The sequence below is a fragment of the Streptomyces sp. NPDC048419 genome (assembly GCF_043200415.1).
Lineage (GTDB): Bacteria > Actinomycetota > Actinomycetes > Streptomycetales > Streptomycetaceae > Streptomyces.
In genome coordinates, this window is the sequence record NZ_JBICXT010000004.1 from 344,407 (window position 1) to 363,446 (window position 19,040).

Sequence of the window (19,040 nt, forward strand, 5' to 3'; positions counted from 1 at the left end):
GCGCCGCGTCCGTCCGGACGGCGCCGGTCAGGCGCTGGTCTCGTGGCGCTCCGGCGCGGCCCACTGGGTGTGGAAGACGCCGGGGCGGTCGGTACGGCGGTAGGTGTGCGCGCCGAAGTAGTCCCGCTGGCCCTGCAGCAGGGCGGCGGGCAGCCGGCCGGCCCGCAGCGTGTCGTAGTGCGCGAGGGCGGCGGAGAAGGCGGGGACGGGGATGCCGCGGCGGGCGGCGGAGGCGACGGTCTCCCGCCAGGGCACCTGCGCGTCGGTGATCTCCATGGCGAACTCCATCTCGCCGAGCAGGCTCACCAGGTCGTGGTCGGCGGCGTAGGCGGCGCGGATGCGGTCGAGGAAGGAGGCGCGGATGATGCAGCCGCCGCGCCAGATCCGGGCGACCGTGCCGAGGTCGATCTTCCAGCCGTACTCCGCGGCCGCGTCCTGGATCATCTTCCAGCCCTGGTCGTAGGCGATGACCTTCGACGCGTACAGGGCGTGCTCGACCTGCGAGGTGAAGCGTTCGGCCTCGGTGCGGCTCAGCAGGGGCCGGGTGCCGCCGGGCAGGCCCGCGTAGGCGGCGCGCAGGTCGCGCTGGCCGGAGGCGGCGCGGGCGAAGGTGGCCTGGGCGATGGCGGTGACCGGAGAGGCCAGGTCCAGCGCGGTCTGCACGGTCCAGCGGCCGGTGCCCTTCTGCCCGGCGGCGTCCTGGACGATGTCGACGAACGGGGCGCCGGTGTCCGGATCGGTGTGCGCCAGCACCTCGGCGGTGATCTCGACCAGGTAGGAGCCGAGCCGGCCCCGGTTCCAGTGCCGGAAGACGCCGGCGATCTCGGCCGGGGTGTAGCCGGCGACCTGGCGCAGCAGGTCGTAGGCCTCGGCGATGAGCTGCATGTCGGCGTACTCGATGCCGTTGTGGACCATCTTTACGAAGTGTCCGGCGCCGTCGCTGCCGATGTGGGCCGCGCACGGCTCGCCGCCGACCTTGGCGCTGATCCGCTCGAACATCGGGCCGAGGACGTCGTACGACTCCGCCGAGCCGCCGACCATGATCGACGGTCCTTCGAGGGCGCCCTCCTCGCCGCCGGAGACGCCGGTGCCGACGAAGTGGATGCCGAGTTCGCGCAGCGCGGCCTCGCGGCGGCGGGTGTCGGCGAAGTGGGCGTTGCCGCCGTCGATGATCATGTCGCCGGGCTCGAGCAGGGCGGCGAACTCCTCGATGACCTCGTCGGTGGCGGGACCCGCCTGCACCATGATCATCAGGCGGCGGGGGCGCTCGAGTGCCGCCACGAAGTCCTCGGCCGTCTCGGCGGCGACGAACGCGCCCTCGTCGCCGTACACCTCCATGAGCGCGCGCGTGCGGCCCACGGTCCGGTTGTGGACCGCGACGGTGTAGCCGTTGCGGGCGAAGTTGCGCGCCAGGTTGCGGCCCATCACGCCCAGGCCGGTCACGCCGATGGCTGCGGTTGCGTTCATGGTGTACGTCCTCGATCCGTCCGGCGGCGGTCCCGCTGCGGGGCCCCATGTCCGTCAGGTACGGACGGGCGGCCGGATCGTCTCGATGACGGCGGAGGGCGGTGTGACGTACACCGCCCAAACGATCGATCAAACAGGGTTTATCATATGAGCGCCGCCTAGCTCGAAAGATGGATCAGTGACTGCTGTCAACGACGACTCGTTCACCAACTGGAAGACCCGCGAGGAGATCGCGGAGTCGATGATCCCGATCATCGGGAAGCTGCACCGCGAGCGGGACGTCACCGTCCTGCTGCACAGCCGCTCCCTGGTGAACAAGTCGGTGGTCAGCCTTCTCAAGACGCACCGCTTCGCCCGGCAGATAGCCGGCGAGGAGCTCTCGGTCACCGAGACCCTGCCGTTCCTGCAGGCGCTCACCACGCTCGACCTCGGCCCCTCGCAGATCGACCTCGGCATGCTCGCGGCGACGTACAAGAGCGACGACCGCGGCCTGACGGTGGAGGCGTTCACCGCCGAGGCCGTCGCGGGTGCCACCGGCGCCAACAAGATCGAGCGCGGCGAGGGCCGGGACGTCGTCCTCTACGGCTTCGGCCGCATCGGCCGCCTGGTGGCCCGTCTGCTGGTCGAGAAGGCCGGCTCCGGCAATGGCCTGCGGCTGCGCGCGATCGTCGTGCGGGGCGGTGGCGAGCAGTCCGGCGAAGATATCGTCAAGCGTGCCTCGCTGCTGCGCCGCGACTCCATCCACGGCCAGTTCCAGGGCACGATCACCGTCGACGAGGCGAGCAGCACCATCTTCGCCAACGGCAACGCGATCAAGGTGATCTACGCGAACGACCCGTCCGAGGTCGACTACACGGCGTACGGCATCAAGAACGCCATCCTGATCGACAACACCGGCAAGTGGCGTGACCGCGAAGGGCTTTCGCAGCACCTGCGCCCCGGCATCGACAAGGTCGTGCTGACGGCGCCGGGCAAGGGCGACGTCCCGAACATCGTGCACGGCGTCAACCACGACACCGTCAAGCCGGACGAGCAGATCCTGTCCTGCGCGTCCTGCACCACCAACGCGATCGTGCCGCCGCTGAAGGCGATGGACGACGAGTTCGGTGTCGAGCGCGGCCACGTGGAGACCGTGCACTCCTTCACCAACGACCAGAACCTGCTGGACAATTACCACAAGGCCGAGCGCCGGGGCCGTTCCGCGCCGCTCAACATGGTCATCACCGAGACCGGCGCCGCCTCCGCCGTCGCCAAGGCGCTGCCCGAGCTGAAGGCGCGGATCACCGGCAGCTCGATCCGCGTCCCCGTGCCGGACGTCTCGATCGCGATCCTCAACCTCCAGCTCTCGCGCGAGACTTCCCGCGAGGAGGTCCTCGACCACTTGCGCGACGTCTCGCTGACCTCGCCGCTGCGGCGCCAGATCGACTTCACCACGGCCCCCGACGCCGTCTCGAGCGACTTCATCGGCTCCCGCCACGCCTCGATCGTCGATGCCGGCGCCACGAAGGTGGAGGGCGACAACGCCATCCTCTACCTCTGGTACGACAACGAGTTCGGCTACTCCTGCCAGGTCATCCGGGTCGTGCAGTACGTCTCCGGGGTGGAGTACCCGACCTTCCCGAGCCCGGCGCTCTGACGGCAACTCGCCGCAAGGGCAAGGCACTGAGGGCCGCCATCCGGATCCGGGTGGCGGCCCGAACCGTTCCAAGCCGCTGCATCCAAAAGGCGTCCCGCGCCGGTAAGTACCGGCATGAGCAGTACCACCGACGAGGTTCCCGCCGCCGTGCTGGACATACTGGCGCCGCCGGCGTTCGACGAGTTGAGCGCTGATCAGACGCGGGGGCAGGCCGTGTCTGGTGCGGCGTTCCGCTGAGCGTCGAGGCGACCGTGCCGCTGGGCGGGCGCATGGCTTCCGCAGAGGAGACCGCCGCGGCCCGGGGCGCCTGCCGTCGCTGTGTCGCCGGTCGGGCGCACCGTGGCCTCTTCGCGCACGGTTCGGCGTGCGAGCTGTGCGCGGACGAGGAGTCAGCCAAGGCCCGCACCGTCGGACGGGGCCTGTACCGGCTCATCAGGAAGCACCGGCGATGACCGCGGACTGATCTCGGAGGACTCGGCCGCTGGACTCCCCACGGCTGCTCCGCCTGCTACGAGGCGCAGCGCTCCTGGCTTCGGACCAGTCTGAAGTGGTCCGGCCACGTCCGTTCCTGCTCGGCCTGCCGCACAGGCTGCTCGTGCGGAACCAGCGCCCGCTTCCAGGGGCGTCTCACCGAGTACGCCCACCGGGCGGCCCGGCCGGACGTCGTCTGTGCTCGCTGAGAGAAGGACCTCGCGGCCGGCGAGCGGTTCGAGCCCCACATCCCGGCGGGCGACCACCATCCCGGGATCGGCTACGTCCATGCCGCCGTATGCCCCGGGGACGAGTGGCAGTGGCCGTACCGGTGACCGAGGCGGCCCGGTCGCCCACTCCCCCGGCCCGGCGGTCCGGCCGCACCGGGCAGTCCGGTCAAGGGTCGGCAATGACCGCTTGACCGGACGGCTCGCGGGCATGAATGTGGCCACAGGGGTGGATCAGCACTCTGGAGGCGCCGTGAGCACATCGTCGGAACCGCGCGTGTCGGGGCTGGAAATCCGCTCCATCGACTACGTGCCGCTGAACGAACGGCACGGCAAGCTCTGGCATCTCGGCCCGCTGTGGTTCATGTCGAACGCCCAGATCGCCACCCTGGCCGTGGGCCTGATCAGCATCACCGAGGGCGGCAATCTCATCTGGTCGCTCATCGCGATCGTGGCGGGCACCGTCCTCGGCACGTTCTTCATGGCGTTCCACTCGGCCCAGGGGCCCCAACTCGGGCTGCCCCAGATGATCCAGTCGCGGCCGCAGTTCGGCTACGTAGGCGCCCTGCTGGTATGGCTGTTCGCGTATGTGCAGTACGCGGGCTTCAACGTCTTCAACACCATCCTCGCCGGTGAGGCGATGCACACCACGGTGCACGGCGGCGTCAAGCTCTGGGTGGTCGTGGTCACCGTGATCGCCCTGCTCATCGCGTTGGTGGGCTACGACGTCATCCACAAGGCCGAGCAGTTCCTGACGTACACCTTCCTGGTCGTCTTCGGGATCTTCACCGTGGGCGCCCTGGTGACCCTGCACTACCCGGCCGGCTCCTTCGACCTCGGCGCCTTCAAGGCGACGCCGTTCCTGGCGCAGTTCGGCGTGGTCGCCGGCTACCAGATCAGCTGGGCCATCTACGTCTCCGACTACTCGCGCTACCTCCCGCCGGACGTGACCGTCCGCAAGACCTTCTACTGGACCTACTTCGGCTCGGCCCTCGGCGGCATCTGGCTCATGACCCTCGGCGCACTGCTCGCCGCCTGGGCCGGCAAGGACTTCGACACGATCAAGTCGATCAATGCGGCCGGCGACAAGGTGTTCAGCGGCTTCGGCGCGATCGTGCTGCTCTTCGCCGTACTCGGGCTGGTGTCCGTCACCGCGCTCAACATGTACGGCGGTTCGCTCACATTGATCAGTGCGGTCGACTCGATCAAGAGGGTGCGGCCGACGCTCTCCGTGCGGCTGGTGACCGTCGGCCTCACAGCGGCGCTCTCCCTGGTCGGCGCGCTCGCCGCGACCGCCAACTTCCTGGAGAACTTCAACAACTTCCTGCTGCTCGTGCTTTACCTGTTCATCCCGTGGACCGCGGTCAACCTCATGGACTACTACGTCGTGCGCCGCGGGCACTACGCCATCGCCGAGATCTTCAACCCGCGCGGCATCTACGGGCGTTGGGGCTGGCATGGCATCATCGCCTACCTGGTGGGCTTCGCCGTGATGATCCCCTTCTTCGCCGTCGGCACGCTCTACACGGGCCCGATCGCCGACGCGCTCAACGGCGCCGACATCTCGCTCTTCATCGGACTGCCGGTCTCCGCGGCGCTCTACTGGCTGCTGACCCGTTCCATCGACGTGGAGTCCGAGCAGCGGCTGGCCGAGGCGGAGGCGGCGGAACTGGAGCAGGCCGCGCACGAGCACCGCGAGCCGTGACGGTCGCCCAGCAGCAACGGCACGTCCCGGCCCATCAGGCGGTGTGAGCGAAGCCATAAGAAGAACGATGTCGTTTCGATAGCCAGGAGGGGTACTGTACCCACCAAGTGAACGAAACAGTTTCGTTTACAACTTGTTCAGGGTGTGGGGAAGGACAGACATGGTCTCCGTGCTCCTCGTCAACGACCAGTCTCTGCCGCGACTCGGCCTGCGCATGCTGCTGACCGCCGAACACGACCTGAGCGTCGTCGGCGAAGCGGCGACCAGCGCGGAAGCGGTCGCCATGAGCACGACCCTGCGTCCCGACGTCGTCCTGATGGACGTCCGCCTCGCCGACGCGGCCGACATCGAGGCCGTCCGGCGCATCGCGCGGCCTGCACGTTTCCGCCCGCCCGCCGAGTCGGTCGCGGCCGGCCAGACCCCTCCCCGTGTACTCGTCCTCACGTCGGCCGCCGACGAGGACCACGCCTACGCCGCCCTGCGCGCCGGAGCCGGCGGATTCCTCCTCACGGACGCCTCCCCGGAGGAACTGACCGCGGCCGTACGGATCGTGGCCGCCGGAGACGCGGTCATCACCCCCACCCTGACCCGCACCCTCATCGACACCGTCCGCGCGGAACCGGCAGCCCGCCCCCTCCGGACGGACGTCGAACTGGCCGCCCTCACCCAGCGCGAACGCGACGTGCTCACGGCGGTCGCCTCGGGCTGGTCCAACAGTGAGATCGCGCTACGCCTCTCGATCGCCCCGACCACCGTCAAGTCCCACGTCAGCCACATCCTCAGCAAGATCGGCGCCCGCGCCCGCGTCCAGGCGGTGGCCTTCGCCTACGAGTCCGGGCTGATCCGGCCGGCCGCCTGACCCATGTGGCCCCTCGGGCCGCCTGACCCATGTGATCCGGCCCGCCGCCTGACGCGCAGGGCGCGCGCCCCTTCCGGCGTCAGGCCGCGGGTCCGGCCGTGGTCCCCCGCACGACCGGATGCGGGGTCGGCACGACCTCCCGCGGATCGGTGCGGCCCTGGTCCAGGCGCTCGACCGCGGCGGTCACCGCGTGCCGGGCCTGCTCCTGGGCACCCTGGCACACGCGGCGAGCCGGGTGCTCTGACGCTGTTCGGCGGCCGGTACTGGTGCGACTACGCCACCGACCCCAAGGGGCCGCTGAGTTGGCGGTTCGAGGGCGGCCCCGGCTCGGGTGCGCTCGGGGACGTCGGCTCGCTCGTCATCGATGTGGCCGAGTACGTCGCCGGGCCCATCACCGAGGTCTCCGGCGCCGCGCTGTCGACGCAGATCAATAAGCGACCGCTGCCGCTGGGCGCTGTCGTCGGGCACAACGCCGCGCCCGTCTCGGACGAGTTCGGCGAGGTCGAGAACGAGGACACCTCGTCGTTCACCGTCCGCTTCGCCTCCGGGCTCGTCGGCACGTTCTCGGTGACGCGCACCGGGTTCGGTCTGCCCAACGGGCTCGCCTTCGACGTCCTGGGCGTCGGCGGCCGGGCCGCGTTCGACCAGCACCGGCCCGCCGAGTACCTCTTCGACGACGCCCAGCCCGAGGCCCCCACCCGCGGCGCCCGGCAGGTCGTCGCAGGCCCGCAGATGCCGTACTTCCTCCTTCGCCGACGCCGTACGGACGATGCAGATCATCCAGTCGGTCGTCGACTCGTCCCGCACCGGCGGGGCCGCGGTCACCGTTCCGCTCGCCGTCTGATCGCCGTAGGAGGGGCGCTCCTCCATTGCGTGCGCGCCCCTCGTGCGTCTCGGTACCCCAGCGGAATTGTCCGTGATCAGTAACAGGCGGATCCCGCCCGGCCCTTATTCCGTCCTGACAGGTGCACGAGCAGCACGGGAACGACAAGGGGCGGGGCGGACATGGCGCGGCATGGCGGGCGGGGATGGTACGGCCGGGTACTCGCGGCGGCGGTCGGGGTGACGGCCGTCGCGGCGGCGACGTCGGTGTGGACCGCGCAGGCCGGCCCGATCGACGGGCAGCGCCCGGCAGCCTCGAAGCCCTCCGCGGCCGGTGCCGGCCGGGCGCCTGTGGCGATCAGCATCGTCCACGCCTCGGACAAGGGTCCCCATGGCGTCAACATCACCATCGACGACGGCCCGGACCCGACCTGGACGCCACAGGTGCTCCAGGTGCTGAAGGAGAACGGCGTGAAGGCCACCTTCTGCATGGTCGGCACGCAGGCCGCGGCTCACCCTGACCTGGTCAAGGCGGTGGTGGCGGCGGGGCACCGGCTCTGCGACCACACGGTGTCGCACGACACCACCATGGACAAGAAGGCCGACTCCTATCAGTCCAAGGAGATCCTGGACGCCGCGAACATGATCACCAAGGCGTCCGGAGGCGTCCGCCCCATGTACTACCGGGCGCCGGGCGGCGCGTTCACGCCGTACAGCCGGCAGCTCGCCGCCTCGCAGGGGATGCGGCCGCTGGGCTGGAACGTGGACTCCAAGGACTTCGAGCGCCCCGGCACCGAGGCCATCGTCGCCACCGTCAGGAGCGAGGTGTCCAACGGCCCTACGATCCTCTTCCACGATGCCGGCGGGGACCGTTCGCAGACCGTGGCCGCCCTGCGCGAATGCCTGCCGTGGCTGAAGCAGCAGGGGTACTCCTTCGGCTTCCCGGTGCGCTGACCGGCGCCCGGCAACCGTGACTCAGTCGGCCGGCATCGCGTCCGGCAGGCCGAGCGCCGCCGACACATGGCGCCAGATGGACGCGAGCGCCATGTCCAGGGTGACCGTCGGATCGCGCAGCATGATGCGGATGCCGTAGCCGTCGCTGAGGGAGAGCACGAGGGTGGCGAGGGCGTCCACGTCGGTCGGGGTGAACTCGCCCGACTCGATGCCCCGCCGTACCGCTCCGGTCACCCAGGCGTGCAGCTGCGCGTACAGGTCCACGGCGAAGACGCGGGTGGTCTCGTCGCGCAGGGCCCGCACCCACAGTTCCTGCCACAGCCGCCAGTCCTGGTGCAGTTCGGGGTCGGTCGGCAGCAGGTTGCGCAGGATGCGGGCCAGGATGACTGCCGCGGTCGCCGTCTCCGCGTCGCGTTCGACGTCCACGGCGGTGTTGGCGAAGGAGTGCGTCATCGCCTCGGTGAACAGCTTCTCGCGTGTGTCGAAGTGGTAGTGCAGCAGCGCCGTCGACACCCCGGCCCGCTCCGCGACCATCCGCATACGGATCTTCTCGAAGCCGGTCTCGGCGATGACCTCGCACGCCGCCGTCAGAATGCGCTCACGCGTGTCTGCCGTGCGCACCTTGGTGCTCACCGTGCGGCTCCCTTCGTTCGCCGGTCGTAAGCCGTGACCATCTTCCCTCACCGCCGCGCAGCCGTGGCCGCCTCCTCGCGACGCACCCCGGCGTCGTAGGCGTGGAAGCCCCGCCCGGACTTGCGCCCCAGCAGTCCCGCCTCCACCATCCGCGACAGCAGCGGCGGTGGCGAGTACTGCGGCTCGCGGAACTCGGCGTACAGCGACTCGGCGATGGCCCGGGTGGTGTCCAGGCCGATCAGGTCCGTCAGGGCCAGCGGGCCGAGCGGGTGCGCGCAGCCGAGGACCATGCCGCGGTCGACGTCCTCGACGGTGGCGCTGCCCGACTCCACCATGCGGATCGCGGCCAGCAGGTAGGGGACGAGCAGCGCGTTGACCACGAATCCCGCCTTGTCCCGGGTCCGTACGACCTCCTTGCCGAGCGTGTCCGTCACGAACTGCTCGGCGCGTGCCGCCGTTTCGGGCGAGGTGAGCAGCGACGGTACGAGTTCGACGAGCCGCAGCACCGGTACGGGGTTGAAGAAGTGCACGCCGACGACGTGGCCGGGGCGGCCGGTCGCGGCGGCGAGCCGGATGACCGGGATGGAGGAGGTGTTGGTCGCCAGGATGGTGTGCTCGCCGGTCACCACGGCGTCCAGGCGCGCGAAGACGTCGAGTTTCAGCGCCTCGTCCTCCGCGACGGCCTCGATCACCAGGTCGTGGTCGTGCAGTGCCTCGATCTCGTCCACCACCGTGATCAGGGCGGTGGCACCTTCGTGCTGCTCCGCGGTGAGCCTGCCGTGGGCGGTGGCGCGGTCGAGGGAGCGGGCGATGCGCAGGCGGCCCGCCTCGGCCGCCCGCGCATCGCGTTCCACCACCGTCACCGGCACGCCGGCCCGTGCGCAGACCTCGGCGATGCCCGCGCCCATGAGGCCGCAGCCGACGACTCCGACGTGCTCGATGTCGGTCATGAGAGTCCTCTCGATGCGATGGGTCAGGCCGTGGGCAGGTCCAGGACCCCGGTCCCGCGCTTGACCAGCTCGTTGGCGATGATGAGGCGCTGGATCTCGGAGGTGCCCTCCCAGATCCGGTCCACGCGCAGCTCGCGGTAGAGCCGTTCGACGGCGTACGTGCGGTCGTAGCCGCGCCCGCCGTGGATCTGCAGGCAGCGGTCGATCACGCGGCCCGAGGCCTCGCTCGCGGAGAGCTTGGCGATGGCCGCCTTGGCGTGCAGCCTCTTGCGGTCCTCGGGCGAGGCCTGGTCGATCTCCCAGGCGACCTGGTGGGTGTAGGCGCGGTTGACCGCGATGTCCACGGCGCAGTCGGCGAGCATGCCCTGGATCAGCTGGTACGACGAGATCGGCGCCCCGAACTGCTCACGTTCCACGGCCCAGTCGCGGGCCAGTTCCAGCGCCCGCTCGGCGGCGCCCGTGGTCCGTGCCGCGATCATCAGGCGCTCCTCGGTGAACCAGGAGCGGGTGATGTCGTAGCCCTCGCCGATGCCGCCGAGCACGGCGTCCTCGTCGACCTGGACGTCGGTGAAGGTGAACTCGGGGTGCTCGTAGACGAAGGTGTGCATGAAGCGCGGCACGCGCGTCATCTCGATGCCGGGCGTGTCCTTGTCGACGAGGAACAGCGTGGGCGCCCGCTCCGGGCCGGCCGCGGCGAGCACGATCATGAAGTCGGCGTGGTCGCCGACGGTGACGAACCACTTCTCGCCGTTGAGGACCCAGCCGCGGTCGTTCCTGGTCGCGGTGGTGGCGAGGTTCTGCGGGTCCGAGCCGGCGCCGCGCTCGGTGACGGCGTAGCAGTCGCGCCGCTCGCCGTTGATCACCGGGATCAGGAAGCGCTCGCGCTGTGCGGGGGTGCAGAACCTGAGTGCGTTGGCGGGCCGCCACACCATGTCCCACAGGGCTCCGGTGAGGCGTCCCAACTCCTCTTGGACGGCGGCCTGTTCGGCGATGGTGAGGCCGGCGCCGCCCCATTCGGCGGGCATGTTGACGGCCTGCAGCCCCGCGTCGAGGACCGCGTCGCGGACCTTGGCGTGGACGTCGGCGGGTAGGCCGTTCTCCTCCTCGCACTGGAGCTCGTAGCCGGCGATGAGGTCGGTGAGGGCGCGGGCGTCGGCCTTGAGCTGTGCCTGGCGCGGGGTGAGACGGAAGTCCATGGAAGTCCTCGATGTGGCTGCTGGGTGGGCGGGTTCGGGAGAGGGGCGCACGGTCAGTGGGTGGGCAGGGCCAGGGCGCGGGTGCCGCGCTTGATCAGCTCGTTGGCGATGATCAGGCGCTGGATCTCGGAGGTGCCCTCCCAGATCCGGTCGACGCGCAGCTCGCGGTACATGCGCTCGACGGGGTAGGTGCGGTCGTAGCCGCGTCCGCCGAAGATCTGCAGGCACCGGTCGGCGACCCGGCCGGCCGCCTCGCTGGCGGCGAGCTTGGCGGTGGAGGCCTTGGCGTGCAGCGTCTTGCGGTCGGTGCCCGGCTGGTCGGCCTCCCAGGCGACCTGGTGGGTGTAGGCGCGGTTGACCGCGATGTCCACGGCGCAGTCGGCGAGCATGCCCTGGATCAGCTGGTACGAGGCGATGGGCGCCCCGAACTGCTCGCGCTCCACGGCCCAGTCGCGGGCCAGTTGGAGGGCGCGCTCGGCGGCGCCCACCGTGCGGGCCGCGATCATGAGGCGTTCGTCGGTGAACCATTCCTTGGTGAGTTCGTAGCCGTTGCCGACGCCGCCGAGCACGTCCTCGTCGGCCACGAAGACGTCGGTGAAGGTGAATTCGGGGTGCCCGTTGACCGCGGAGTGCATGAAGTGCGGCACCCGGGTCATCTGCACGCCGGGCGCGGCTTTGTCCACGAAGAACAGCGTGGGCAGCTTCTCGGGTCCGGCGTCCGCCTGCACCAGCAGGAAGTCGGCGATGTCGCCGCAGGTGACGAACCACTTCTCGCCGTTGAGCAGCCAGCCGCCGTCGGCGCGGGCGGCGGTGGAGGTGCCGGAGGACGGGTCGGAGCCGGCGCCCGGCTCGGTGACGGCGAACGCGTCGAACCGCTCGGCGCGGATCACGGGCAGCAGGTACTTCTCGCGCTGCCGCTCGTCGCCCTGCGCGAGGACGTTGGCGGGCCTCCAGGGGATGTCCCAGAGGCAGTTGGTGACCTTGCCGAACTCCTCCTCCACGATGACCTGGTCGAGGAGACTGAGCCCGGCGCCGCCCCACTCGGCGGGCATGTTGATGGCGTAGACACCGGCGTCCATGGCGGCACGGGTCAGTTCGGTCACGAGCTGCTGCGGCAGGGGTCCGCCGGCCTGCTCGGACTGGTCCTCGTACCGCATGAGCAGCCGGGCGTACTCGGCGGCACGGCGCTTCAGGTCGGTCTGTTCGGGGGTGTAGCGCAAGTCCATGGGAGCCTCCGGGGTCGGGCAGGGGGACGGTCAGGCGAGTACGGCGCGGGAGTCGAGGGCGAGGACGCCGTCGGGGCGTACGAGAAGGGGGTTGACCTCGAGCTCGGCGATCTCGGGGTGGGCGGCGGCGAACGCGGTGATCGTCTCGACGGCCGCCGCGGCCGCCGCGATGTCGACGGCCGGCCGGCCGCGCACCCCGTCGAGGAGCGTGGCGGTACGCAGCCCGCGCAGCAGGCGCTCGGCGTGGTCGGCGGGCACCGGGGCGAGGGTGAAGGCGATGTCGTGCAGTGCTTCGGCCAGGACGCCGCCGAGACCCACCATGGCGACCGGGCCGAACCGCGGGTCGCGGTTGACGCCGACGATCAGCTCGATGCCGTCGGCGAGGTCCGCCATGGCTTCGACGGAGTAGGCGGGGGCGCCGAGCCGGCCGTGCATCTCCCGGAAGGCGGCGAGGAGTTCGGCGGTCCCGGCCAGGCCGAGTGCGACGCCGCCCGCGTCGGACTTGTGCAGGAGGTGAAGGGCCTTGAGCGCGTACGGTCCGGTGAACTCCTCGGCTGCCGCGAGCAGTTCGGTCTCGTCATGGATCTCCCGGGCGGTGGGGAAGGCGAGTCCGGCGGCTTCGAGGGCGCGGCGGGTCTCCAGGTAGCCGACCTCGACGAGCGGTACGGCGGCCGGTGGCAGGGGCGCGAGGCCGGGGCGCGGGGCGCGGGGTGCCGTCGCGGCGAGGGCGCGTGCGGCGTCCTCGGTGGCGCCGAAGACCGGGATGCCGGCGGCGGCGAGGGTGCGGCAGCTGGGGGACTCGGGGTACATCGACTGCACCACGAGGGGTTTCGCGGTGGCGCTGTGCCGGGCGGCGATGAGGCGCGCGGCCTCCTGCTCCCCCTCGGCGAGCGGTGTGCCGCCTCCGCCGAGCCCGCCCTCGGTGGCCGTGTAGCCGCCGAAGTAGCCGGTCATCAGGACGGCGTCGACCTCCTCGGCCGCCAGCAGCGCGTCCACGGTCGCCGCGTACGAGCCGGGGTCCTGCTCACCCATGCCGGCGAGGTCCACCGGGTTGGCGACGGCCGACTGTTCCCACAGGGTCTCCCGCAGCAGCAGCCGGGTGGGCTCGTCGAGTTCGGGGACGGCGAGCCCGGCCGTCTCCACGGCGTCGGCGGCGATCGCGCCGTGCCCGCCGCCGTCCGTGAGCACGGCGACCCGGCGGCCGGGTGAGCGCCGTGCGCCGTTCAACCCCGCCAGGACCACGGCGAGTTCGCGCGGGGTGGCGACCAGTTCGACGCCGGCGTCGCGGCAGGCGGCGGTCACCACGTCGGCCGAGGTGGTCAGTGCCCCGGTGTGTGACATGGCACTGCGTGCGGAGGCGTCGCCGCGGCCCGCGGTGAGCAGCACCACCGGCTTCCCCGCGTCGGCGGCGGCCTCGGCGAACGCCCGCCCGTCGGCGAAGTCCTCCGCGTAGACCGCGATGGCGCGGGTGCCCTCGTGCCGGGCGCAGTCGGCGAGCAGATCGACGAGGGTGACGTCGGCCTGGTTGCCGAGCGAGACGAAGCGGGAGAAGCCCAAGCCGTGTGGTGCGAAGCGGAGTTGCAGTTCGAGGGCGAGGTTGCCGCTCTGGCTGAGCAGGGCGACGGCGCCGGGGGTGAAGGTGCCGGACGCCAGGAAGAGATCGGTCGTGTTGTCGGCAAGGCCCAGGCAGTTGGGCCCGACCATCACGGCACCGGCGGCCCGCACCCGTTCGGCGACGGCGGCCTGGCGCCTGCGGCCCGCGTCGCCGGTCTCGGCGAAGCCGGCGGTGATCGCGACGATCGCCCGGGCGCCGCAGTGCAGGGCCTCGTCGACGGCGTCCTCGAAGCCATAAGCGGGCACGGAGATCACCGCGAGGTCGACGGGTTCGCCGATCGCGCTCAGGCTGGGCGCCGCGGTGCGCCCGAGCACGGTGCCGCCGCGGCGGTTGACCAGGTGGACGGGGCGGCGGCCGTTCGCGCGTACGGCCTGGGCGGCGATGGCGTGGCCGTACTTGGCCGGGTCGTCGCTGGCTCCCACGACGGCGACGGAGACGGGGTCGAACAGGGCCGACAGGTCACGTCCCATGTCACTTCACCAGCCTCAGTGCGGAGTTGGGGCAGGCGGCGACGGCGGCTGCGGCGATCTCCTCGCCCTCGGCGGTCACTTCGGCGACCCGCACCTGCGCGTAGCCCCATTCGTCGAGGTCGATGAGTTCGGGCGCGGGTTCCTGGCAGAGGCCGTAGCCCTGGCAGCGGGTGGAGTCCAGCAGGAGTTTCATGGGGCGGTCCTTTCGAGCGAGTGGGCTCACGGGGCGAGGAGTGGGCTCACGGTTCAGGGCACGCGGACCGTGAAGCGGCGTCCGTCGTGGGCCACGGGGTCGGTACAGGCGAGGCATGCGGCGCCGCGGTGGGCGTCGACGCGTTCGGGGAAGTGGGCGAGCAGGGTGGCGACGATCCGGGCGGCGGCGTCGAGCAGCCCGCAGGCGCCACGACCCGGCAACTGCTGTGACCAGCGCTGCAGTTGGCCGGTGGTGTCGTCACTCGCCTCGCCGTGGGCGACGGCGGTGAGGGTCCGGGCGAGCGCTCCGGTGCCGGACACGCACACTCCGCACTGCCGTGCGCTCTGTGCCGCCAGATAGGCCGCGGCCTCGGTGGCCACGGCGACCGGGCAGTTCTCGGGGTGCAGGAAGTGCAGCGCGCCGCAGCCGAGGGCGCCGCCCGCCGCGATCAGGCCGTCGTGGTCGAGGGGCAGGTCCCGCCAGCCGGTGCCGTACAGACCGCCGAACAGCCCGCCCAGCAGGACCGCTTCGGCTCGGCCGTGCCCGCACAGATCGGCGAGGACCTTGAGGTGCGTACCGGCGGGCGCCTCCACGAGCGCGGCATCCGCTGCTCCGGAGAGCGTCACGAGATGCGTGCCGGCGACATCGGCGGCCTCGTCGGGCCGCGCGTGGATCAGCGCGACACGGGCCAGGGTCTCCACGTTGGCGACGAGGGTGGGCGCACCGCCGATCCCGTTCTCGAAGGGGCGCGGCGGTTTCGCCGTGGGCAGCGCCGGTCCGCCGTCGACGCGCCGTACGACGGCGGTCTCCTCCCCCGCGACGTAGGTGTGCTCGGTCCGTACGACCTCGACGCCCAGATCGCCGGGGAGCTCGATGAGCGCCCGCCGGACGGCCTGCTCGGCCGTCGCGTCGGAGAGATAGACGTAACCGCGAGCGGCACCGGTGACGGCCGCGGCCAGCCGCAGTCCGTCCAGGACCATGTGCGGCCGGTGCCGCAGCAGCCAGCGGTCCTTGACCGAACCGGGCTCGCCCTCCTCACCGTTGGCGACGACGACGGGTCGCCCCGGTGCGTCGCGGACGGCGCGCAGCTTGACGGCGGCGGGGAATCCGGCGCCGCCGCGTCCGCGCAGTCCCGCTGCGGCGATTCGGTCGAGCAGCCGTCCGGGGTCGGCCTGCGGGGCGCGGCCGCCTGCCGCGAGATACGACGAGAGGTCCCCGGGCGTGGCGAGGAGGCCGGGGCGGCCCTCGGGAAGGAGGGAGAAGACGCCGGTCATACGGTGCTCCGGTCCTCGGCGTGGAGTGCGCCTCGCGAGCGGGACCTCAGGCGCGCCAACGCCTCTTCCAGGTCCCGTCGTTGGGCGGCGGTGCGGTCGTAGCCCAGGCCGGGCAGGCCGATCAGCATGCGGTGGTGGTCGAGCACGACCTCGCCGGCCACGAGCGCCGGTCGCGGATCGGTGGGTGCGGAGGCCGTCGCCGCCTCGACGACCAGGTCGGTGACCTCGCCGAGGTAGCGCAGCCAGCCGCGCTGGGTGCCGCGCAGCACCAGCTGCTCGACGAGCCGCCGTTCGGCGGCGACGAGGGCCGTCGGCGGGTGGCGGTCGGTCCGGGCCCGCAGGGCGGCCACCGCGGCGGGCAGTTCCTGTTCGGGCTCGGGCGTGAGACCGAGCCATACGAGACTTCGGCGAGCGCTCATGCGTGCCTCCGGGGGGCGCACCGTCTCCGGGTGGTCCGGACACGGGTGGCGCGGCGACGGCGTGGACGGGGATGCTCCGCCGCCGTGAGAAGAGGGGCGGGGAGCTGTGCTGGGCGTCCGATCCGGACGCCGGTGGCGCGAACCTCAGGTCCGCGGGCTGGTGGAGGAATTCGGGGCGAGCGTTCGCGGGCCCGGGCCGTCCGACTTCCACGAGACTAACTAACTAATTAGTCAGCCCACAAGTCTTGACTTGCTTCCACACCCCCTCCACTCTGACTAATCAATCAGTCAGCCGACTTCCCGGCAGGCCGCGACGGCACACAGGCACCAGCTGCACCTGACGTATCTGCCGTATCTGCCGCCCCGTCCGGCCACAGCCTCACCGCCCATCGCCGCCGCCGCGGCGCGGAGGAGGACCACCCCATGCACCCGTCGACCACCCGGGCAGCCGCCCCGTCCCCGGCCCCGCCGGAGACGCCCCCCGAGCAGGCCGGGCAGGCACCCCCCGGCCACCCCGGGGAGGCGCTCGCCGCCCGCTACTACACCGATCCGGCCATCGCCGCGGCCGAGACCGAGCACATCTTCGCCAAGTCCTGGCAGCTGGTCTGCCACGAATCCGACCTGCCCGGCCCGGGCGCACGCCTCGCCGCCACCGCCGCCGGCCGGGAGGTCCTGGTCGTGCGCACCGAGGACGGCACTCTCGCCGCCCACCTCAACGTCTGCCGGCACCGCGGCACCCGCCTGGTCACCGACCCCGAGCCGTCGGGCAAGGCGATCCGCTGCCCGTACCACGGCTGGACCTACAAGCTGGACGGCCGGCTCGTCGGCGCCCCCGAGGCGCGCCGCATCCCCTGCCTGGACAAGCCACGGCTGGGACTGCACCCGGTCAACGTCGAGTCCTTCCTCGGCTTCGTCTTCGTCAACCTCGACCTGGAGGCGACCCCGCTCGCCGAGAGCTGCGCCGGGCTCGCCGAGGCCGTCGGCCACTACGCCGGGCCCGGCCTGGTCCCCGTGGGAAAGCACCGCATCCACGACCTGACCGGTGGCGAGGAGCAGAGCGCCAACTGGAAGGTGATCGTCGACAACTATCTCGAGGGCTACCACGTCCCCGTGGCGCACCCCTCGCTCATGCGCCTGCTCGATTACCAGGCGTACACGGTCGACGTGCAGGAGAACTACGTCCTGTTCGAGTCACCGCTGCGCGACAAGCCCTCCTCGAACTGGACCGAGCGGCTCTATCAGCGCCTCGCGACGCCGATGCCGGGCCTGGTCGAGGCGGACCGGCGGGTATGGCGCTACGCCGTGATCTATCCGAACACGCTCATCGACTTCTACCCTGACCACGTGCTCGCGTGGACCGCCCTGCCCACCGCCCAGGACCGGGCGGCGACTCCGGGCGCCTTCTACACCCGGCACGGGGAGAGTGTCCGCACGCGGCTGGCCCGTCGGCTGAACATCCACATCGGCTGGGAGACCAACGACGAGGACGTCGAGCTCGTCAAGCGCGTGCAGGACGGTCTGACCACGCCCGGTTACGAGCCGGGCCCGCTCTCGCAGCGCGAGGTGGCCGTCGGCTGGTTCGCCCGCCGGGTCCGGGACGACCTGGAGGGGGCCGCACCGTGACGACCTCCCGCGCACCCCACGCCGTACGCCGCCGGGCGGGCTTACCCCTCCCCCGCTGACGCACGCCCGCACCCTCACCAGACCGGTCTTTTCCACGGAGTCAGGGCCTCCGTCGAGCCGACCAAACCGGTCCAGCCCTGGAGCAGTGCCGTTCCTCGACGGAGAGGACGTTCGATGTCCCCCGAGGTACCACCACCCACCCGACGCGCAGTACTGCGGGCAGGCGCCTGCGGTCTGCTGGGCGCCGCGGTCGGCGGCTGCGGGTTCATGCCCGCCAAAAGGCCCGACGCGCAAGCACTCGCCCCCGCCAAGGCGCGCGTCGACGGCGATCTCGTCTACTTCAACTGGGCCGACTTCGTCGACCCGTCCGTGTTCAAGGGCTTTCAGAAGGAGTACGGCGTCAGGGTCATCCAGTCGAACTTCGACTCGATGGAGGGCATGGTCGCCAAACTCAACGCCGGCAACCGCTACGACATCATCTTCCCCACCGCCAAATGGGCCCAGCGCCTGGTCCGCGGCGGGCGGCTGCGCCGTATCGACCACTCCCAACTCGCCAACTCCCCCGCGGTGTTCGGCAAGCACTCCTACTTCGCCGACCCCTGGTACGACCGCGGCTCCGCGCACACCCTCCCGTTCACCGCGTACAAGACCGGCATCGGCTGGCGCCGTGACCGGATCGGTGAACTGACCGGCTCCTGGAAGGACTTGTGGAGCGACAAGGTCAAGGGCAAGGTCTTCCTGCTCGACGACCGCGACGAGGTGCTCGGCATGGGCGCCCTCGAACTCGGTCTGGGCGTGAGCACCGGCGACCGGGGAGATCTGGACCGGATCACCTCCCTGCTGGGCAGCCTGCGCCCGAGACTGCGCGGCTTCTCCAGCGACAGCTACAACAACCTCCTCAACGGCAACGCGCTGATGACGCAGGCGTGGAGCGGCGACATGGCGGCCATGCTGAACCAGGCCAAGGACCCCTCGGTGTTCGGCTTCCAGGCACCCAAGGAGGGCACGCCGATCAACTCCGACTGCTACGCCATCCCCTGGAACGCCCCGCACCCCGGCACCGCGATGCTCTTCATCGACTACATGCTGCGGCCGGAGAACGTGAAGAAGAACATCGAGTACATCGGCTACCCGATGCCGGTGGCCGGCTCCGAGAAGGTGTACGCCGAGCTGGTCAAGCCGTTCCCCGAGTGCCTCGTCACCGAGGACGACCTCAAGGCGGACCTGTTCTTCCGCAACGGCACGCGCGCCGCGGAGGACGCCCGCGACACCGCCTGGACCCATGTGAAGGCGGGCTGAA

The 19,040-nt window shown here is 71.2% G+C and carries 18 protein-coding genes; 8 read left to right on the forward strand and 10 right to left on the reverse strand.

The genetic code is table 11. The features are described from left to right. Positions 1-27: 27 nt before the first annotated feature. Positions 28-1,467, reverse strand: a complete 1,440-nt coding sequence (gene gndA, locus ACGFYN_RS11930) for an NADP-dependent phosphogluconate dehydrogenase (RefSeq protein ID WP_393865648.1) — start codon at positions 1,465-1,467, stop codon at positions 28-30. A gap of 178 nt (positions 1,468-1,645) precedes the next feature. Between gndA and ACGFYN_RS11935 the strand changes: the two genes are divergently transcribed. The 4 genes from ACGFYN_RS11935 (at position 1,646) to ACGFYN_RS11950 (ending at position 6,365) form a co-directional block, all read left to right on the forward strand. Continuing rightward, positions 1,646-3,103 (forward strand): glyceraldehyde-3-phosphate dehydrogenase, encoded by a 1,458-nt coding sequence (locus tag ACGFYN_RS11935; RefSeq protein ID WP_393865649.1) that lies wholly within the window; start codon positions 1,646-1,648, stop codon positions 3,101-3,103. Positions 3,104-3,217: 114 nt separating this feature from the next. Then, positions 3,218-3,340: a hypothetical protein gene (locus ACGFYN_RS11940; protein ID WP_393865650.1), complete on the forward strand. Its 123-nt coding sequence runs from the start codon at positions 3,218-3,220 to the stop codon at positions 3,338-3,340. Between the two features lie 714 nt (positions 3,341-4,054). Continuing rightward, entirely contained in the window at positions 4,055-5,506 is a 1,452-nt protein-coding gene (locus tag ACGFYN_RS11945; RefSeq protein WP_393865651.1) for a purine-cytosine permease family protein, read from the forward strand. Positions 5,507-5,666: 160 nt separating this feature from the next. Beyond that, entirely contained in the window at positions 5,667-6,365 is a 699-nt protein-coding gene (locus ACGFYN_RS11950; RefSeq protein ID WP_393865652.1) for a LuxR C-terminal-related transcriptional regulator, read from the forward strand. A 79-nt stretch (positions 6,366-6,444) separates the two neighbouring features. Here the strand turns inward: ACGFYN_RS11950 and ACGFYN_RS11955 are convergent, their stop codons facing one another. Next, positions 6,445-6,588 carry a hypothetical protein gene (locus tag ACGFYN_RS11955; protein WP_393865826.1) on the reverse strand — a complete coding sequence of 48 codons (144 nt, stop codon included), beginning with the start codon at positions 6,586-6,588 and terminating at the stop codon, positions 6,445-6,447. 23 nt (positions 6,589-6,611) lie between these two features. Here ACGFYN_RS11955 and ACGFYN_RS11960 point away from each other — a divergent pair, with 23 nt between their 5' ends. After that, on the forward strand, positions 6,612-7,292 hold the full coding sequence (locus tag ACGFYN_RS11960; RefSeq protein ID WP_393865817.1) for a Gfo/Idh/MocA family oxidoreductase: 681 nt from the start codon (positions 6,612-6,614) through the stop codon (positions 7,290-7,292). Positions 7,293-7,370: 78 nt separating this feature from the next. Further along, positions 7,371-8,141, forward strand: a complete 771-nt coding sequence (locus ACGFYN_RS11965) for a polysaccharide deacetylase family protein (RefSeq protein ID WP_393865653.1) — start codon at positions 7,371-7,373, stop codon at positions 8,139-8,141. 21 nt (positions 8,142-8,162) lie between these two features. On the opposite strand, the gene ACGFYN_RS11970 is transcribed toward ACGFYN_RS11965, so the two are convergent. Genes ACGFYN_RS11970 through ACGFYN_RS12005 form a run of 8 tightly spaced genes read right to left on the reverse strand, consistent with a single transcriptional unit; the run spans position 8,163 to position 16,117 of the window. Further along, entirely contained in the window at positions 8,163-8,774 is a 612-nt protein-coding gene (locus tag ACGFYN_RS11970) for a TetR/AcrR family transcriptional regulator (protein WP_393865654.1), read from the reverse strand. Between the two features lie 47 nt (positions 8,775-8,821). Beyond that, the gene (locus ACGFYN_RS11975; RefSeq protein ID WP_393865655.1) at positions 8,822-9,724 is read right to left on the reverse strand and encodes a 3-hydroxybutyryl-CoA dehydrogenase; all 903 of its coding nucleotides are present in this window, start codon (positions 9,722-9,724) and stop codon (positions 8,822-8,824) included. A 23-nt stretch (positions 9,725-9,747) separates the two neighbouring features. Beyond that, positions 9,748-10,920: an acyl-CoA dehydrogenase family protein gene (locus ACGFYN_RS11980; protein ID WP_393865656.1), complete on the reverse strand. Its 1,173-nt coding sequence runs from the start codon at positions 10,918-10,920 to the stop codon at positions 9,748-9,750. A 53-nt stretch (positions 10,921-10,973) separates the two neighbouring features. Then, positions 10,974-12,146, reverse strand: a complete 1,173-nt coding sequence (locus tag ACGFYN_RS11985) for an acyl-CoA dehydrogenase family protein (protein WP_393865657.1) — start codon at positions 12,144-12,146, stop codon at positions 10,974-10,976. A gap of 30 nt (positions 12,147-12,176) precedes the next feature. Next, a complete protein-coding gene (locus tag ACGFYN_RS11990; protein ID WP_393865658.1) occupies positions 12,177-14,231 on the reverse strand; it encodes an acetate--CoA ligase family protein in 2,055 nt (684 codons plus the stop codon). A gap of 1 nt (position 14,232) precedes the next feature. Next, positions 14,233-14,424: a ferredoxin gene (locus ACGFYN_RS11995; protein WP_393865659.1), complete on the reverse strand. Its 192-nt coding sequence runs from the start codon at positions 14,422-14,424 to the stop codon at positions 14,233-14,235. Positions 14,425-14,477: 53 nt separating this feature from the next. After that, positions 14,478-15,698 carry an NADH-ubiquinone oxidoreductase-F iron-sulfur binding region domain-containing protein gene (locus ACGFYN_RS12000; protein ID WP_393865660.1) on the reverse strand — a complete coding sequence of 407 codons (1,221 nt, stop codon included), beginning with the start codon at positions 15,696-15,698 and terminating at the stop codon, positions 14,478-14,480. Then, positions 15,695-16,117: a hypothetical protein gene (locus tag ACGFYN_RS12005; protein ID WP_393865661.1), complete on the reverse strand. Its 423-nt coding sequence runs from the start codon at positions 16,115-16,117 to the stop codon at positions 15,695-15,697. The genes ACGFYN_RS12000 and ACGFYN_RS12005 overlap by 4 nt, the downstream gene beginning before the upstream one ends. 423 nt (positions 16,118-16,540) lie before the next feature. Between ACGFYN_RS12005 and ACGFYN_RS12010 the strand changes: the two genes are divergently transcribed. After that, entirely contained in the window at positions 16,541-17,740 is a 1,200-nt protein-coding gene (locus ACGFYN_RS12010) for an aromatic ring-hydroxylating dioxygenase subunit alpha (RefSeq protein ID WP_393865662.1), read from the forward strand. 174 nt (positions 17,741-17,914) lie between these two features. Beyond that, complete coding sequence (locus ACGFYN_RS12015; protein WP_393865663.1) at positions 17,915-19,039, forward strand: spermidine/putrescine ABC transporter substrate-binding protein; 1,125 nt, start codon at positions 17,915-17,917, stop codon at positions 19,037-19,039. The last annotated feature ends 1 nt before the right edge of the window (position 19,040 follow it).

Excerpts from the sequence above, each read along its gene's own strand:
- gndA (WP_393865648.1), bottom strand. The coding sequence starts at position 1,467 with ATGAACGCAACCGCAGCCATCGGCGTGACCGGCCTGGGCGTGATGGGC.
- ACGFYN_RS11940 (WP_393865650.1), top strand. The coding sequence starts at position 3,218 with ATGAGCAGTACCACCGACGAGGTTCCCGCCGCCGTGCTGGACATACTG.
- ACGFYN_RS11950 (WP_393865652.1), top strand. The coding sequence starts at position 5,667 with ATGGTCTCCGTGCTCCTCGTCAACGACCAGTCTCTGCCGCGACTCGGC.
- ACGFYN_RS11965 (WP_393865653.1), top strand. The coding sequence starts at position 7,371 with ATGGCGCGGCATGGCGGGCGGGGATGGTACGGCCGGGTACTCGCGGCG.
- ACGFYN_RS11975 (WP_393865655.1), bottom strand. The coding sequence starts at position 9,724 with ATGACCGACATCGAGCACGTCGGAGTCGTCGGCTGCGGCCTCATGGGC.
- ACGFYN_RS11980 (WP_393865656.1), bottom strand. The coding sequence starts at position 10,920 with ATGGACTTCCGTCTCACCCCGCGCCAGGCACAGCTCAAGGCCGACGCC.
- ACGFYN_RS11985 (WP_393865657.1), bottom strand. The coding sequence starts at position 12,146 with ATGGACTTGCGCTACACCCCCGAACAGACCGACCTGAAGCGCCGTGCC.
- ACGFYN_RS11990 (WP_393865658.1), bottom strand. The coding sequence starts at position 14,231 with ATGGGACGTGACCTGTCGGCCCTGTTCGACCCCGTCTCCGTCGCCGTC.
- ACGFYN_RS11995 (WP_393865659.1), bottom strand. The coding sequence starts at position 14,424 with ATGAAACTCCTGCTGGACTCCACCCGCTGCCAGGGCTACGGCCTCTGC.
- ACGFYN_RS12000 (WP_393865660.1), bottom strand. The coding sequence starts at position 15,698 with ATGACCGGCGTCTTCTCCCTCCTTCCCGAGGGCCGCCCCGGCCTCCTC.
- ACGFYN_RS12005 (WP_393865661.1), bottom strand. The coding sequence starts at position 16,117 with ATGAGCGCTCGCCGAAGTCTCGTATGGCTCGGTCTCACGCCCGAGCCC.
- ACGFYN_RS12010 (WP_393865662.1), top strand. The coding sequence starts at position 16,541 with ATGCACCCGTCGACCACCCGGGCAGCCGCCCCGTCCCCGGCCCCGCCG.
- ACGFYN_RS12015 (WP_393865663.1), top strand. The coding sequence starts at position 17,915 with ATGTCCCCCGAGGTACCACCACCCACCCGACGCGCAGTACTGCGGGCA.